Genomic DNA, 15,856 nt, shown 5'->3' on the forward strand with positions numbered 1-15,856 from the left:
CCATCCGGCAGGACACGCTGCTTCCTATTCCCACAAAAAAGACGCCTGGCATCAGCCGAGCGCTGACAGGCGTCTTTCTCTTTGCTTATTTTTTCAAGGACAGTTCAACCGATGCGTCCGTGAACTTTTTCGTTACCCGCTTCAATTTGATTTGCAGCCCGATTTCCGGAAGGATTTTTCCGACCTCCGGCACTTCCGGCATCGTGTAATCGTCGCTGTCGTCAAATGTAGTGACACCTTTGAGCGGCGCGTAATTCATCGTACCGAAAATGTAGTCGAGGTTCATGCCAGACGTTTTGTTCGGGCTGAATGCCGCGTCGTTCACCTGGTAGCGGGAATCTGCAATCGCGTCTTCGTTTCCTTCGTCGTTGTTCCAGTAGCGCACTTCCTGATGCGCATCGACTACGCCGAGCATGCCGTAGCCTGGATGCTGGCTTGTGTTGTTGTCTTGCGTTTTGCCATAGCGGCCGTCGTAGTACCAGATCACCATGCCTGGGTCGTAAGAGAAGAACGTGTCGTTGCGGCGGAAATACTTCAGTCCGGCGTCCACGCCTTCATGGGAGCGCAGCTCGATCAGGTAGTACGTGTCGTACATTTTTCCTTTGCCATCGAAGTGGATGAAGCCATCCAGTTCGAACTTCTGGTCGCCCTCGGCATCGTCGGCGAAAATGACTTCGCCATCCGCTTCCACTTCAAAGTTGTCGAGGTAGAAGCCAGGCATCGCCAAGCCGCCATCCGTCACGTAGTTGAACTCCACGCGAATTTTCTTGCCAGCAAAATCGTTCAGGCTGATTTTTTCCTGATCCCAGCCTTTGGTGACATCGTCGAACTGCTCGACGGTTTTGCTATCCCCTGTCTCTTCATCAATCACGTTGACGTACAGGTAGTCGTAGTCGGTTTCAATCGCTCTCCACGAGTCAAAGCTCATGGACGCCGAGCTGGCCCCGGTCAGGTCGATTACGTCCGACACCATTTTCGTATTCAGGTTGTCGCCTTCATCGGAGAAGTAGGCGTAATCCCCGTCTTTCGGCTGAGTCGGCGGTTCTTTTTCAGCCTGCGGCATGTTGAGCTTGATAACTTTTCCGCCCATCTCCTGGCTGGAAGCGTCGATCAGGCTGAACGTCTTCTTTTTCTTTTCCAAATCTTTATAATCGACGACGCGCGGAGAAATCCATTTTCCGCCGTACATTTCTTGCAGCATCATCTTGGACCATGGATCCAGTCCGGTTGGTTGCGTTTGGAAAACTTTACCCGTGTGGCTACCGGAAGACATCAAGGACCACGCACCTACTGGCGAGTCGTGCCCTTGCCTGGACGTGTCATACAAGTCCGGCAATCCGAGGTTGTGTCCGTATTCGTGCGCGAAAACGCCAGGTGCGCCGTCTTCCGGCTGAATCATATAGTCGAAAGCTTTCAGGCTGGTGCCCGGGATTTCCACCGGCTTTTTCAACGTCCAACGGTGCGACCAGATCGCGTCTGCGTCCTCGCCCGTCTCTTCGCCGATGCCCGCATGTACGAGCATCAGGTTGTCCAGCATGCCGTCCGGCTCCATCAGATCGCCATCGCCATCCAGGTCGTACGGGTCGCGCTGGTCGTAGTCTTCCTCTTTGCCCGCAATCGCTTCGCCTACGGCCCCCAGCGTTTCTTCGACCAGATCGCGCGGCGCTGCGTCGTTGCCGCTGGAATTGTTTCCGCCGTAATGCTTGTAGCTCTTTTCAGCCACTTGCCAAGGAGTGACTACTCCATCTACCGTCCAGCTTCTGCCGGATTGCAAATAGTAATACTCCGCCATCGTCGTCATGCTGGTGCCTTCTGGCGTCGTATAGCCTTTTTGATTGAAAAGCATGTCGCGGTAGTGCTTTTCGTTGAAATCCTTTGTCCAGAGCGTGTCGTTCACTTTCGGCAACTGGTTGTGCTCCCGATCCGGAAATTCAACGAGCGCGATCACGATGTTATCGGTATGTACTCGTTTGGAGGCGCGCAGTTCGCTTTCATCCTGATCCTCGACCTCTGCCACCCGCTTTGCCGCCTCCGACAAAGCTGCCTGCTGGGACTTCTCCGCTTTTTTCCCGAAGGACGAGGAGTTGTCGATGCCATGCGGCACTTTTTTGTCCTTGAGATAATCGAACAAAGCTTCATTGATTTCTTCCTGATCGGCGTCCTCATCAATAATGCCTTGCTCAATCAGCCCTTTTACCAATCGGTCAATATTGACTGTGGACAAGTCCACCTCCAAGGTATGCTTGTCCTCCTTCGACTTGGCCAGTCCCGCAGCAGGTGCAGCCGCAAATGCGCTCAGCACAAGCGATGACGAAAATAAAATAGATAATAGCTTCTTGCCTTTCTTCACTGCCGTTCACCCTCTTTTTCTATCTACTTGGTTTGGCCGGACTATGATTTTACCCCTAGTTCCGACTATTCACAATTATTACACGTTTTTAGATCATAGCCAAAAATTTTCTTTCGACAGAAAATCATTCCTGCGCAAAACCATTTTTTCGCCTAAGCAATCTGACCCAGAATGACAAACTCCACGCTTTTTCCATTTTTTATGCGAATCCTTGTCTGATAGCGGGGGAAGAAAAATTTCTCACAAGGCGTCTACGGCCAAAAGTTCTATGAAAATATTGTAGAATTTTGTCGATTTATAGCGAAAAATACTTCCTGGCTGAACCCCTTCCACTGTGTCTCGTTCATGTCGCCTACAAGAAAAAGCCGTCGCTAATGGACGGCTTTCTTCTTCGCCAAAAGGCGAGACGTCATTTATTTTGCAGGCAAAATCACCGTGAACCGCGTCATTCCATGCTCCGAGACGATCTCGATGCTCCCGTTATGTTTGCTGACCACCGCCTGGACGATCGGCAATCCCGCTCCCCGCGCGTTTGAGCGCGTTGCCGGCTTGGTCGTATAGCCTACCGTGAAAATGTGCGCACGCTGCTCGGGCGAAATCTCCGCGCCCGTGTTCTCCACCTCGAAGACGTACTGCTTGTCCTCCCGGCGGCAGGCGATCCGAATCCGCTTTTCCCCATCCGCCATCTCTGCGGCATCTATCGCGTTGTCGATCAGATTGGACATAATTTTCACCAGGTCAATAGACGGAATGCCCTCAAACGGATCCGGGCACTCGGCGAACTGCATGACGATCTGCTTCGATTTGGCCTGCTCCCATTTTGTATGGAACAAAACCATCAACGCCGGATTGGCGATCCGCACCGTCAGATCGAGCAACTTCGTCTCCTTCAACAGCGACTGGATGTAATCGCGCGCCTTGTCGAAATAGCCGCATTCAATCAGTCCGTACAACACTTGCATATGGTTGACGAAATCATGTCGAATCGAGCGGATGGAGCTGATGACAGAGCGCAGCTCGTCCTGGTAATGCTCCTCCGTCTCTCCCACCGCCACGCGAATTTCCCGCTGGTACCAACGCGAAAGGCCCAGAATCAAAACGATCAGCACGACCACAAACAGTCCGTGAAACACGAAGACGGGCACGCTGTTGCGCACGACGTCCTTGCCTATGCCCTCGACCATCGCCATGTCGGTATCGACGCCGACGATGCCTGCGAGCCGGCCGTCCTTGCCCAGAAGCGGTGCCCCTGCCGACATGTAGACGCCGTAGTGGGGATCGCGAATGATGTCCGAATAATACGTCTCCCCCGCGCGAATTTTGGCAATCTGCTCCGCATTCACATAACAGGGGTCGCCAATCTGAAACTGGATGCCGGAATCGGGCGGATGGGCGGCGACCATGACTTTGCCGCCGCTTCCATCCGGATTGATTTGCAGCAAGTACAAGTACAGGACCCCGAACTGCTCCCGCACCTGGCTGAGCTGGGAGGTGAGCCGCTCGTACGCCGGATTTTCCTTTACGGGATGCTGCAAAAATTGCTCGTAGGACGCGACGTCGATTCGGCTGGCCGCCGCCGCAGCCGTCTTCATGCTCTGGTTGGCGATCGAGAGGCGAACGGATTGCTTCGTATTGTAATAAGAGCCTGCTATGCTCAAACAGGTCATCGTCAAAAACAGGGCGCCGGACATCAGCACGCAAATCCAGACCCTGCGGTTTTTGGTGAAGGCAGTAACCATATTCTCCTCTGTCAATCTCTCTATGACGTGTCTTTCCTCTCTTCATTCTAGTCCATTTCTTTCGAGGCTGTCCACCTGCATCCCCCGTCACACCAGGCATACTCTGGTACAGCATAGATTGCAATATATTTCGCAATATTTTTATAATTAAGAGACTGCGAATTACCAATCTCTTTCTACGGGAAAAAGGAGTGGGTCCAATGCAAGACAAATTGTTTGCCCGTTTACAGGAAATTTACCCCGAGCTTGTGTCATTCAGACGCGATCTGCATATGTACCCCGAGCTTTCCTTCAAAGAGGAGAATACGGCCAAAAAGGTAGCGGACAAGCTGGCTTCCTTTGGCATTGAAGTCAAAACAGGTGTCGGCGGCATGGGCGTCGTCGGCTATCTCAAGGGCGGCAAACCGGGAAAAACAGTCGCCCTGCGCGCCGACTTTGACGCCCTGCCGATTCAGGATGAAAAAGACGTCGAGTACAAATCGCGCATTCCAGGCGTGATGCACGCGTGTGGGCACGACATTCATACAGCAGGGCTTTTGGGTGTCGCGCAAGTGTTGAGCGAATATCGTGACGAAATTCCAGGAACGGTCGTGTTCCTGCATCAATTTGCCGAAGAGCTGCCGCCGGGCGGCGCCAAGGCCATGGTCGAAGCAGGCTGCCTGGAAGGCGTCGACGTAGTGTTCGGCGCGCACGTAGCCTCTGACCTGCCAGTCGGCAAGGTCGGGATTGCGACGGGCTATGTAACGGCGGCGGCGGACAGCTTCGAAATCATTTTGTACGGAAAAGGCGGCCACGGCGCTTCCCCGCACAACTCGATCGACCCGATCGTGCTCGGCAGCCAGATCGTGATGAACTTGCAACAAATAGCAAGCCGTCAGATTGATCCGCTCAAGCAGGTCGTTCTGTCCGTCTGCTCGTTCCTCGGAGGCGGCGAAGCCTACAACGTCATCCCCGACCAAGTGCGCCTCAAAGGAACCGTGCGCACGTATGACGAGGAAGTGCGCGTCGCAGTCGAGCATTCCATGCGCCGCATCGTAGAGGCGAGCTGCCAGGCTGTCGGCGCGACGTGCGAAATCACGTACGAGCGCGGCTACCCTGCCACCTGGAACGACGAAGTGGAAACGACGCATGTCGAGGCAGAAGCCAAGCGTCTCTTCGGCGACGAGAACGTCATCAAGATGCCGCCGATCATGGGCGGAGAAGACTTTGCCTACTTCGCGCAGGAGCGGCCAGCCACTTTCTTCATGACAGGCGGCCGCAACCCGGAGATCAAGGCGACCTATCCGCACCACCACCCGAAATTCGATGTGGATGAGCGCTCCATGCTCCAGACCGGACAGTTGTTCATCGGAGCCTTGCTCGCCTACCAGGCGCGTCAGCAAGGCTAAGGCAGGGCAAACCGTTCAGGCTCGTTTTGCCGATCCCAAACGCTCAAAAGCTGCCTGGCACGAATTGCGCCGGGAACGTTTTGCACAGAAAAAAGCAGGGGCTTTCCGCTCCCTGCTTTTTTGGCTTGCGTCTATACCTCGTGCCCGATAATCCAGTCCAGCCGCCTGCTCTGCACGTCGGCAGGTATCGTTTTCAGCAGCAGGCTGCGAAAGGCGACCGCCAGCGGATTTTCCCATTGCGTCACATAGCCAATCAGCCGCGAGCTGCGCACGATGGCATGCACCCGCTTTTTTCGCAGCCCTTCGTATTCGCGCAAAGCTGTGGAAAAATCAGCGGCGCCTCCCGCTTTTGCCAGGCAGCGCGCCAGCACGAGCGCATCCTCCAGCCCCTGGCCTGCTCCCTGGCCCAGATTCGGCAGCATAGGATGCGCAGCGTCTCCGATCAGCGTTACAAGCCCTGCTCCCCACTGCTTCAGCGGACGGCGGTCGTATATGTCATGGCGCAAAATCGCTTCCTCTGGCGTAGCCGCAATGACAGCCTGCACAGGCTCGTACCAGCCTTCGAACCTGCGCATAGCCGCGAGCTTTCGGGCGATCGGCGAATCTTGTTCGCCCTCTGGCGCGTTGACCGCCGCAAACCAGAAAATTCGGTTGCCGCCGATGTGCGAAAAGCCAAACCGGGCTCCTCTCCCCCACGCTTCGAACCCTCCGTGCGTTTCCACCGGATAGCGCTGGTCTTCGTAGCGGGCTATGCCGCGAATCGCCGTGTAGCCGGAGTAGCGCATTTTCCCCTCGCCAAAAAGCTGCTTGCGAACGCACGAATGGATGCCGTCCGCGCCAATCAGGACGTCTGCTTCCGCTGTCGTGCCGTCCGCAAAAGCCGCCTGCACGCCGCCCTTTTCCTGCGCAAAGGAAACGAGCTTTTTGTCCAGAACGAGATCGTGCGCCGCCACTTTCGCAAGCATGGCCTGCTGCAAATCAGCGCGGTGGATCAAGTAGCTGTCCGCCCCGCAGCGCTTTGCTTGCTGCTCAAAAGCCATCTCGACCAGCACGTTTCCTCGCCAGTCGCGTATTTTCGCCTCGCGAACAGGGGAACCAAGCTCGCGAACGCGCGCCCCCGCCCCGAGCTTATCCAGTGCCTTCATCGCATTGGCTGCGAGCACGATGCCAGCGCCGATGGCTTTTTGCTCCTTGGCCTGCTCGTACAACATCACCTGCCAGCCCGCCTGCTTCAATGCGATGGCAGCCGCCAGCCCGCTCACCCCGGCTCCGGCGATTATAGCCCTTCTGCCCATTTGCATGCCGCTCCTCATCGTGTCTGTTCCTGTCGGAAAGACTTTTTCCAAATAATAACACACCATGCTCGCCCGGGATACGAAAAAGCCGCCTTCTCCCTCGCACAGAAAAGCGGCTTTCGCTTGCTTCGTTTCCTTTTAAAAAAGATTCATGCTCAAATACCGTTCGCCCGTATCCGGCGCGATGCAGACGACCCGCTTGCCCGCTCCCAGCCTTTTCGCGACAGCAACCGCAGCAAACACCGATGCTCCAGACGACGGACCTACCAAAATCCCTTCCAGCGCCGCCAGTTTGCGCATGCTGTCCAGCGCGTCCTCGTCCGCGATCTGGATGATCTCGTCGTAGATGCCCGTATTCAAAATGCGCGGAATAAAGCCCGGACTGGTGCCGACCAGCTTGTGCGGTCCAGGCTTGCCGCCGGACAAAACCGGGGAGCCTTTTGGCTCGACGACGGCGATGTACAGCTCCGGAAGCTGCTCGCGCAACGCTTCGCCTGTCCCCGTAATCGTTCCGCCAGTGCCAGCGGTTGCGACAAAAGCGTCGAGCTGTCCGTTCGTCTGCGCCAAAATTTCGCGGGCAGTCGTGACCCGGTGGATATCGGGATTCGCCTTGTTTTCAAACTGTTGCGGGATGAAGCTGCGCGGAATCTCCTGCTGCAGCTCCTTGGCCTTGGCAATCGCTCCCGGCATCCGCTGCTCGCTTGGCGTCAGCACGACCTCTGCCCCGTACGCTTTTAAGATGTTGATCCGCTCTTTGGACATGTTGTCCGGCATGACCAATATCGCCCGGTACCCTTTGGCCGCGGCGTTCATCGCCAAGCCGATCCCGGTGTTCCCGCTGGTCGGCTCGATAATCGTGTCCCCTGGCCGGATCAGGCCCTCCTGCTCGGCTACGGCAATCAGGTTGTAAGCAGCCCGGTCTTTGACGCTTCCCGACGGGTTGAATTTTTCCAGCTTCACCCATACTTCTGCCGCTCCTTCGGGGACCATCCGGTTCAGGCGAACGAGAGGCGTGTTTCCGATCAGCTCCGTAATACTTTCGTAGACGCTCATAAAAAACCTCCCGACCAAAGCCACAAAGGCTGATTTATACGATTAAGAATAATACAATAAAACCGATCTGAAAATAACAAAATCTCATTCGCTCCAGAGACTTGGCTGCTGCATCGAGCCATTGCCGAAACCTTGCTATCTAAAGCGAACGCGTCTTGCTTTCCCTCTTCGTCCGAAGTCGTGCCAGGTTGTCCTTCTACCGGATAAACCTCTAGTCCATTCTTTTTTTGCACAATCTGCACAAAAAAGCTCAGCCTCCCGCCGCATCGAGCCGTCCGGAAGCTGAGCCTGTCTTTTTCCGCTATCGGTGTATCAGTGCTAGTAGCCGTACTTGGACCTCGTCTGTTCGAGCACGGCTGCCGCCTGCTGGTAGAGCTTGTTTGCGGAAGCTTTGACGCCCGCCTGCTCTTTTTCCAGCGTGCCGAGCCGCTGCTTCGCCTGCGCGATCGCATCGGAGCCTGTCTTGACCGCGTCCGTCAACGCTTTTTCCCGCTTCTCTGCATCTGTCACGCTCGCCTTGATTTCCTCCCACACCGCCTGCGCGTCTTTCATATCCGTCTCCAGCACCGCGATGATGTCCTGCATGCTCTTTTTCTTTTGCGCAATCGTGCTGTCCATGGCGTTCATCCCGTCGACCAGCACCTTCATGCTGCCGAGCGTCCCGGCCATCACGTCGTATTCCATTTTGCTCAGGCTAGGCTGTTTCGCGTATGTAATCAGCTCGTCCAAAAGACCTTGCAGCTCGACGACCTGGTCTTTGGAAAACTGCAGCTCCTCTGCGAACTGGATTTCCTGCAAATATTGGGCGCTCTCCAGCATATCGGCCGTAAGCCTCCCCGTCTGCTCGACCTTTTTAGCGAACTCGACGCGCGCTGCTTCCTTGGCCCGTTGCTCTTCCACTTCTTTTTTCTTCTGGGCGGCTTCCTGCTCGACGCTGTTCGTCCACGCCGCCAGCTTGTCGTCGTACGTCTGCTTGTTGCTGGCTGCGAGCTTGGTTTCCGCCGGCTCGCCTTGCGCAAGCGGCCCCTGGAACAGCAGCCCGTCTGCGCTCACCTTGGCCTGGAGCTTTTGGCCCGTCGTCTTCTCTTGAAGGGTAAGCGTATCTTTTTCCATCGTCCCCGTCCAGACGCTTGTCTCCGTCTGCAAGCGCGGAATCGTATCCTCGACGAGCAGCTTGGACAACGTTACTTCAACGTTGACCTGGTCATTTTCCGCTGTTACTTTTGCGTACGCCATCCGGCTGTTGTCTTCGTACAAATACCCTTCTGCCAGCGCAATCGGCCCCAGCAAGCGATAGCCCCAAAAGCCCAACGCAATGACAACCAGTAGCGCGATTCCCAGTAATAGACGTTTGTTTTTCCCCTGCATGCTGCGACCCCTCATCCGCTTTTTTCTGTTTCCTTTGGCCTGTTTTTTGCCGAAACGTGCCACAACTTCATCATACATGAACCGCATTCCGAAACCATATGAGTCGAAAGGCCAATTCCTGTGCAGTATGGCGGATTCATTTGAACGCCGTCAGCCCAAAAAGCTATACTTGGAGTATATCATGACAGGAGGCCCGATTGATTTGGAACCCAACTACGTGAAAAAGCAGGTGATCCTGCAGCCGTTAAAAGCCAATCTGCTTGCCTGCGTGTGCTTCCTGCTGTTCGTTCCGGCAGCTTTGTTCCCGTTTCTTTATCAGACGACACTCGCCTTTACGCTCTCGTTTGGCGACTTCTTCCTGTTTTTTCTCGCGGTCGCAGTTGGCGTAATCGTCCATGAACTACTGCACGGAGTCGGCTTCCTGCTCAGCCGCCAGGTGTCTGTCGCAGATATTCGCTTTGGCGTGGTGTGGCGCAAGCTCGTTTTGTACGCTTGCTGCCTGAAGCCGATCTCCATCGGCAGCTATCGGTTTGCCGTCCTGCTTCCGAACTTGCTGCTCGGCGTGCTGCCGCTTTTCCTGGCGTACTTCTTCCATTCGATCTTTTGGTACTTATGGAGCATCGCGATGCTGCTCGGCGGGTTTGGCGACCTGTACATCCTGTGGACGCTTCGCGCTTTTCCCAAGCAAACGAAAATCGCCGACTCGCCAGACAGCATCGGTTATGTTGCCTATGTTCCGGACCCGAAACAGTTGTAAGGAAAATTTGGCAGGTTACGATTACTTGTCTGACGCGAGAACCCTTGGAGATTCTGTCATGCCATCCCGCAGAAAGCGCGAGCGCCTTCCCGCCAAGCCTCCCTCGTCAAGCGTGCCTATGCAAAAGAACCACAGCAAAAAGCCGACGTCTCTGGCAAAACGTCGGCTTCCTTTTATTCCTTCGCGCTTCATCCTCGCTTAGACGGCCACTTTTTTGCGCGCGGCCGGAAAATACATCCCCGCTGCTCCCAGCACGCCCGCTTCCGCTCCCATCGTGCTCAACTGAATCGTCGCCTGGCTCGCCATGCGCGAGATGCAGCGCTGGCGGATTACCCGCTGCGCTTCTTCGAGCAGGATCTGTCCGTTGTTCATGACTCCGCCGCCGAACACGATCACCTGCGGATTGAACAGGTGGATCAAGTTGGTCAGGCCGACGCCGAGGTAGTAGCCAGCCTGCCGCAGCAAGTCGATGCTGAGCGCATCCCCGCTCTGTGCCTGCTCGCCGATCTCCTTGGCCGTAATGCGGCTGAGCTCGCCCGTGGTGCAAGTGCGCAAGGAGCTGGCCGTACCGGATTGCAACTGCTCCTGCGCCATTTTGGCGAGCGCAAGCCCGGAGACGTAGTTTTCCAGGCAGCCTCTGTTCCCGCAGGCGCAGAGCGGTCCTTCCGGGTCAAGCGATATGTGCCCGAACTCTCCCGCGCTGTCGCCGATTCCGGTAATCAGGCGGCCGCCGCTGATGATGCCGGCTCCCACGCCCGTGCTGACCGTCACGTAAATGAGATCATCCGTGCCACTGGCGCTGCCAAAAGCCCATTCCGCCACCGCTGCCGCATTGGCGTCGTTGATGAGCTGCACCGGAACGCCAAACCGTTCGTGCAGCCTGTCGCCGATTGCCACGTCGCTCCAGTTCAGATTGCTCGCAAAGATGACCATGTGCCGATGCGTATCAATAATTCCGGCAGTAGCGATTCCGATTCCGCGTATTTGCGCGAGGCCGACACCGCTGTCCGCAAGCACGGACTGCACCAGATCGCCAATTCGCAAAATGACAGCATCAGCCTCGTCCTCCTTTTGCGTCGGCGCATTCGCTTGGCTCAGGATGCAGCCATTCTGGTCGACGATAGCAGCGATGATTTTCGTGCCTCCCAGATCAATTCCGATGGCATATGGTTTGTCTTGGGTCATCCTTTGACTCACATCCTCGCTGTCTGTTCTCTATTGAAAAATGGCGTCAAGCGCCTGGGAGCACTGCGCGAGCAGCAGCTTTGGCTTGTGGGCAAACGGCGAGATTTCCGGGATGACATAGCCGCTGTACTCCACCTCGCGCAGCGCCTCCACCACGCGATCCCACGGGATGTCGCCAGCCAAAAGCGGCACGAATCCGGTAATGTTGCCCGTCGACGTCTTGAAATCTTTGACGTGAATGGCGCGGATTCTTTTCCCCAAAATTCGGATCCACTGCTCGGGAAACCCGAACTGCAGCACGTTGCCGACATCGAAATAAGCGCCTACCCACGGGCTATTCACTTCGTCGATCAGTCCGGCCATTTCCAGCGGACTGAGCAGGAACTTGTTCCAGACGTTTTCGATGCCGATGTGCACCTGCTTGGCCGCTGCCGTTTGCGCCAGCCGCACGAGCGCCTCGCGTGCGCGCTCATACGCCTTGTCGTACGAAACCTCCGCCGTCACCAGTCCAGGCACCACGAGCACCGTCCGGGCGCCAAAAATGCTCGCCGCCTCGATCATTTTCTCGACGACCCGAATGCCTTTTTCGCGAACTGCTTCGTCATTGTGCGTAAGCGGGTACTTCCACAAAAGCGCCGTCGAGACGCTCGGCAGTTCCAGCCCATGCTCGCGGGCCTTTTGCGCGAGCAGCCGTAACTCTTCCTCCGTCATCTCCAGATGCAAGCAAGCGTCCCCTTCGTCGAGATTCAGCTCGACGCCCGCGTACCCGTACGCTTTTGCCTGCCGGAAAATGTCCTCTGCTCCGGTTTCCTTCGGGAAGCACCAGGCGTTGATTCCTTTTTGAAAAAACATGCTGTTCACTCCCTTATTCATCGTGCGAAATCGTGACAGGTGTGCCTGACTTCGCAGACTGATTGGCCGCCAAGGTAACCGCCAGCGTCTTTTTCGCCGAGGCATACGGTGACAGGACCAGGCTCGCATCCCCTGTTTCGATTGCCGTGACAAACGCCCGGTCTTGCTTCCTGTACATGTCCACCGTTGCTTCTGTCGTGCGCGTTCCCGCCTCGTCCGTGATCGTCAGCTTTCGGCCGTCGATCTGGACGCGGAAATGCTTCCCGAGAATTTCCACCCCTGTGCGGTGATCGGCCTGGATGAAGCACGTATCGAGCTGCCCGATCGCCCCTGTTGCAAACGACAGGCTGACCGCCGATACATCGGGAATGTCGATGCCGTCGATGTCTTGCGAGGCCAAAAGCGCCATCTGGGCGTACACTTTTTCCACGTCCCCGGCCAAAAAGCGCATCATGTCGAGCGTATGCGTCGCCTGCTCAACAAGCTGGCCCCCGGATTTGCCCATCTGCCGCCACCACGGCGTCTCCACAAATTTGGTCAAATAATGGCCGCGCACCAGCGCGATTTGCTTGTCAGCCAAATAGTCGCGGGCCTGCTGCACGATGTCCAGATAGCGCAGGCAATAGCCTGTCGCGCTGATAATTCCTGCTTTCTCGATCGCCGCCTGCTTCCTCGTGACTGTCTCCAGATCCAGTCCGATCGGCTTTTCCACGAACAGGTGAATGCCTCTGGCCGCAGCCTGCTCCTCGATTTCTTCATGGGCAAAAGGCGGAACGCAGACAAACAGCGCATCGAGCTGTTCATGCGCGAGCAGCTCCCGCCAGGACGTGTAGCCCGCAGCCCCGATCTGCTCAGCCGTAGACGCCGCCGCTTCCTTGTTCACGTCGCAGACGGCTGTGACTCTCACCCGTTCGTCAGCGAGCAAGCCTTTCAGATGATGCTGTCCAATCCCTCCAACGCCAATCATTCCGATCTGTATGCTCACTCTCGTTCACCGTCCCAGCTAGCGTATGACTACCGGCTGCTTCTGCTCAGCCGACTGGTAGGCAGCAAGCGCGACTTCCACCGCCCGCATGCCGTCCTCTCCCGTTACCGATGGCGCTTTTTTCTCCCGGACGCTCGCGACAAAGTCGCTCACCAACTGGCTGTCCATGTCGTCGCCCCAGTTCACCCACTTCAAGCCTTTGTCGTTGCTGTACACGTCGAGCTTTTGCGAAAAGGCGTCGAGCGAAATCGTGCCTTCCGTGCCGATAATCTCCATCGTGACGTCGCCCCAGACCGGAAACGTCTTGTTGCGCGACCAACTGCAATCGAGCGTGGCAAACACGCCGTTTTCAAATTCGAGCGTCAAAATGCCGCAGTCGTCAATCGGAGTAGCGGAAAACTTGCTGTCTACCTCCGCGTACACCTCGCGCACTTCTGCGCCCATGAACCAGCGCATCAAATCGACGACGTGCACCGTATGGTCGATGACTGCGCCGCCGCCGGATTGGGCCGGATCGACGAACCAGCCGCCCGGATTTTGCCCCCGGTTCGTCCCGCGGATCGCCATGATGCGGCCGATCTTGCCTTGCTCCACGAGCTGTTTGGCCCGCACGACCGCCGGATGGAACCGGACCGGGAACGCCGTCTGCAAAATGACGCCTTGCTCGCGGCACACGTCGATCATTTCCTCGGCCGCCGCCAGCGTGGTCGCGAGCGGCTTTTCGCACAGGATATGCTTGCCTGCCTTCGCCGCTGCTACGGTATGCTCATGATGCTTCGCATTTTCCGAAGTGATGATGACCGCGTCGATGTCCGTTTTCAAAAGCTCGCGATAATCGCGGTAAAACGGTACGCCCCACTTCTCTGCCGCCGCCTTGCCGCGCGCTTCGTCCTCGTCGGCAACCCCGACCAATTGTACGCCCGCAAGCTTCCCGACAGCATTCGCGTAGCTGTACGCATGCATATGTGCGACACTGATGATTCCCAGTTTCATATGTGGTCCCCTCCTACACTAGCGTTACGGGCTTGCCCGTTTCGATTGACTCAAGCGCGGCTCGCGCGATTTCCACTGCCTTCACGGCATCCTCGACCGTCACGCGCGGCTCGCGGTCGTTTTCGATGCAGTCGATGAAGTGCTTCAGCTCGCGGAAATACGGATTTTCCCGCAACGGACTCTCCGGCACCGCCACTCCGGTCATGCCCGCCTGCTTCGCGCGGTTGACCGCGATCAGCGGCTTTTCCTTCGCGCTGTCGTACTGAATGATGCCTTCGCTGCCAGCCAGCTCCATTTTCATCGAGAAGCCTTCATGCGCCCACGAGCCTTCCACGTGCGCGATCATCCCGTTTTGAAACCGCAGCGTCACCAGCGCGTAATCCATCCGCGCGAATCCGCGCCCGAGCAAGCTTTTCGCATAGACGCGCTCCACGTCGCCGAAGCACCAGCGCAAAAAGTCAAAGTCGTGAATAATCATGTCCAGCACGAGGCCGCCGCTGTTTTTGTAGTCGGCATACCAGTCGTTCCACGCGGTCGGAAAAATCCCGCCCCGGAACGTCCGCGCCACGCCGACATTGCCAATCGCGCCGTCCTGCACCAGTTGACGGGACTTCTCGTACTCGGGGAAAAAGCGCAGGACGTGGCCGACGAACAGCTTGACGTTTTTCTCGCGGCAGTAGTCTACGATGGACTCTGCTTCTTCCTTGTTGCGCGCCAGCGGCTTTTCGCAGATGATGTGCTTGCCGGCGTCGGCTGCTTTTTGCACGTACGTCTTGTGCAGGTAGGTCGGCAGGCACACGTCAATGATGTCTACCCGCGCGAGCTTTTCCATCGCTTCCTCATAGCTTGCGAACCACTCTGTCTTCGTCTCGGCCGCCAGCTCGCGACCGCGTTCTGCGCGAATGTCGACAATGCCGACCAGCTCAACGTTTTCCATAGCAGCGTAAGAGCGTGCGTGAACAGTTCCCATCGTACCTGCTCCGATTACCAGAACATGATGCATATTGGTTTTTCACTCCTTCTGGGGAAAATGGCTATTTGGACCCGGTTAGGGTAATTCCCTCGACAAAATGCTTTTGCAAGAAAATAAAGACAATAATCATCGGCCAAATGGCAAGAACGGAGCCGGCCATCAAAATCGGATAGTTCGTCATGTTCGTATGTTCTCCGGTCAGATAAGCCAATCCTGCGGACAAGGTCATTTTATCCGGCGTACTGTTGACGATCAGCGGCCACATCAGGTCGTTCCAGGACCAGAGGGCGACGAAAATCGCCAGTGCGATCAGCCCGGGCTTGGCCAGCGGCAGCATGATCCGCCAGTAAATCTGGAAGTGGTTGCAGCCGTCCAGCTTCGCCGCTTCCTCCAGCTCTTTTGGCAAGGACATGAAAAACTGGCGCAACAGAAACGTTCCGAATGCGCTGAACAGTCCCGGCACAATCAACGCCGTGAGCGTATTCAGCCAGCCCAGCTCCTTCATGATGAGAAACTGCGGGAGCAAAAACACTTGCCCCGGCACCATCAAGACGGACAAAAACACGATGAACAAGGCGTTTCTCCCCGGAAACTCGATGCGGGCGAACGCGTACGCCGCAAGCGAACACAAGAACACTTGCCCGACGACTTTCACCACGGTAGTCAAGATCGTATTCCAGTAAAAATCGTAAAAAGGCAGCATCTCGAAAATATGCGTGTAGTTCTCCCATTGCAGCGCCGTCGGCCAGATGACAGGCGGCACCTGCGTCGACTCGCCCAGCGTTTTCAGCGAGGTGAGCACCATCCAGACAAACGGCGCGACCATCACCAGAGCGCCAGCGATCAAAACAAGATGAATCAATACGTTTTTGGCTGCTCGATTACGTCCTGTTCGGACACTCATCCCTCATTCCTCCC

The 15,856-nt window shown here is 56.4% G+C and carries 13 protein-coding genes; 2 read left to right on the forward strand and 11 right to left on the reverse strand.

Going from position 1 to position 15,856, the window contains the following annotated elements:
* Positions 1–85: 85 nt before the first annotated feature.
* The gene (locus AC27IT_RS03905) at positions 86–2,350 is read right to left on the reverse strand and encodes an immune inhibitor A domain-containing protein (protein ID WP_026557773.1); all 2,265 of its coding nucleotides are present in this window, start codon (positions 2,348–2,350) and stop codon (positions 86–88) included.
* Positions 2,351–2,763: 413 nt separating this feature from the next.
* Positions 2,764–4,089 carry an ATP-binding protein gene (locus AC27IT_RS03910; RefSeq protein ID WP_005833804.1) on the reverse strand — a complete coding sequence of 442 codons (1,326 nt, stop codon included), beginning with the start codon at positions 4,087–4,089 and terminating at the stop codon, positions 2,764–2,766.
* A gap of 200 nt (positions 4,090–4,289) precedes the next feature.
* Between AC27IT_RS03910 and AC27IT_RS03915 the strand changes: the two genes are divergently transcribed.
* Positions 4,290–5,477 (forward strand): M20 metallopeptidase family protein, encoded by a 1,188-nt coding sequence (locus AC27IT_RS03915; protein ID WP_005833807.1) that lies wholly within the window; start codon positions 4,290–4,292, stop codon positions 5,475–5,477.
* A gap of 131 nt (positions 5,478–5,608) precedes the next feature.
* Here the strand turns inward: AC27IT_RS03915 and AC27IT_RS03920 are convergent, their stop codons facing one another.
* The 3 genes from AC27IT_RS03920 to AC27IT_RS03930 form a co-directional block, all read right to left on the reverse strand.
* Complete coding sequence (locus tag AC27IT_RS03920) at positions 5,609–6,772, reverse strand: FAD-dependent monooxygenase (RefSeq protein ID WP_412679504.1); 1,164 nt, start codon at positions 6,770–6,772, stop codon at positions 5,609–5,611.
* A gap of 138 nt (positions 6,773–6,910) precedes the next feature.
* A complete protein-coding gene (gene cysK / locus AC27IT_RS03925) occupies positions 6,911–7,825 on the reverse strand; it encodes a cysteine synthase A (RefSeq protein ID WP_005833811.1) in 915 nt (304 codons plus the stop codon).
* 318 nt (positions 7,826–8,143) lie between these two features.
* Positions 8,144–9,193, reverse strand: coding sequence for a hypothetical protein (locus tag AC27IT_RS03930; RefSeq protein ID WP_025848220.1), 1,050 nt, complete (start codon positions 9,191–9,193; stop codon positions 8,144–8,146).
* A gap of 202 nt (positions 9,194–9,395) precedes the next feature.
* Here AC27IT_RS03930 and AC27IT_RS03935 point away from each other — a divergent pair, with 202 nt between their 5' ends.
* The gene (locus AC27IT_RS03935) at positions 9,396–9,950 is read left to right on the forward strand and encodes a DUF3267 domain-containing protein (RefSeq protein ID WP_327990681.1); all 555 of its coding nucleotides are present in this window, start codon (positions 9,396–9,398) and stop codon (positions 9,948–9,950) included.
* Positions 9,951–10,148: 198 nt separating this feature from the next.
* Here AC27IT_RS03935 and AC27IT_RS03940 read toward each other — a convergent pair whose 3' ends face one another.
* The 6 genes from AC27IT_RS03940 to AC27IT_RS03965 are packed head-to-tail and all read right to left on the reverse strand — an operon-like array spanning position 10,149 to position 15,842.
* Complete coding sequence (locus AC27IT_RS03940; protein WP_005833816.1) at positions 10,149–11,135, reverse strand: ROK family protein; 987 nt, start codon at positions 11,133–11,135, stop codon at positions 10,149–10,151.
* 30 nt (positions 11,136–11,165) lie between these two features.
* Entirely contained in the window at positions 11,166–11,987 is an 822-nt protein-coding gene (locus AC27IT_RS03945) for a sugar phosphate isomerase/epimerase family protein (protein ID WP_005833817.1), read from the reverse strand.
* A gap of 13 nt (positions 11,988–12,000) precedes the next feature.
* Positions 12,001–12,972, reverse strand: a complete 972-nt coding sequence (locus AC27IT_RS03950) for a Gfo/Idh/MocA family protein (RefSeq protein WP_005833819.1) — start codon at positions 12,970–12,972, stop codon at positions 12,001–12,003.
* Between the two features lie 18 nt (positions 12,973–12,990).
* Entirely contained in the window at positions 12,991–13,965 is a 975-nt protein-coding gene (locus AC27IT_RS03955) for a Gfo/Idh/MocA family protein (RefSeq protein ID WP_005833821.1), read from the reverse strand.
* A gap of 13 nt (positions 13,966–13,978) precedes the next feature.
* Positions 13,979–14,968, reverse strand: coding sequence for a Gfo/Idh/MocA family protein (locus tag AC27IT_RS03960; RefSeq protein WP_025847164.1), 990 nt, complete (start codon positions 14,966–14,968; stop codon positions 13,979–13,981).
* Between the two features lie 31 nt (positions 14,969–14,999).
* On the reverse strand, positions 15,000–15,842 hold the full coding sequence (locus AC27IT_RS03965; protein ID WP_007780639.1) for a carbohydrate ABC transporter permease: 843 nt from the start codon (positions 15,840–15,842) through the stop codon (positions 15,000–15,002).
* Between the last annotated feature and the right edge of the window lie 14 nt (positions 15,843–15,856).

It is taken from the genome of Brevibacillus sp. YAE8, assembly GCF_057543335.1.

What these genes read in the sequence shown, in the direction of transcription:
- AC27IT_RS03910 (WP_005833804.1), bottom strand. Translation starts at nt 4,089, where the DNA reads ATGGTTACTGCCTTCACCAAAAACCGCAGGGTCTGGATTTGCGTGCTG.
- AC27IT_RS03915 (WP_005833807.1), top strand. Translation starts at nt 4,290, where the DNA reads ATGCAAGACAAATTGTTTGCCCGTTTACAGGAAATTTACCCCGAGCTT.
- AC27IT_RS03920 (WP_412679504.1), bottom strand. Translation starts at nt 6,772, where the DNA reads ATGGGCAGAAGGGCTATAATCGCCGGAGCCGGGGTGAGCGGGCTGGCG.
- cysK (WP_005833811.1), bottom strand. Translation starts at nt 7,825, where the DNA reads ATGAGCGTCTACGAAAGTATTACGGAGCTGATCGGAAACACGCCTCTC.
- AC27IT_RS03930 (WP_025848220.1), bottom strand. Translation starts at nt 9,193, where the DNA reads ATGCAGGGGAAAAACAAACGTCTATTACTGGGAATCGCGCTACTGGTT.
- AC27IT_RS03940 (WP_005833816.1), bottom strand. Translation starts at nt 11,135, where the DNA reads ATGACCCAAGACAAACCATATGCCATCGGAATTGATCTGGGAGGCACG.
- AC27IT_RS03945 (WP_005833817.1), bottom strand. Translation starts at nt 11,987, where the DNA reads ATGTTTTTTCAAAAAGGAATCAACGCCTGGTGCTTCCCGAAGGAAACC.
- AC27IT_RS03955 (WP_005833821.1), bottom strand. Translation starts at nt 13,965, where the DNA reads ATGAAACTGGGAATCATCAGTGTCGCACATATGCATGCGTACAGCTAC.
- AC27IT_RS03960 (WP_025847164.1), bottom strand. Translation starts at nt 14,968, where the DNA reads ATGCATCATGTTCTGGTAATCGGAGCAGGTACGATGGGAACTGTTCAC.
- AC27IT_RS03965 (WP_007780639.1), bottom strand. Translation starts at nt 15,842, where the DNA reads ATGAGTGTCCGAACAGGACGTAATCGAGCAGCCAAAAACGTATTGATT.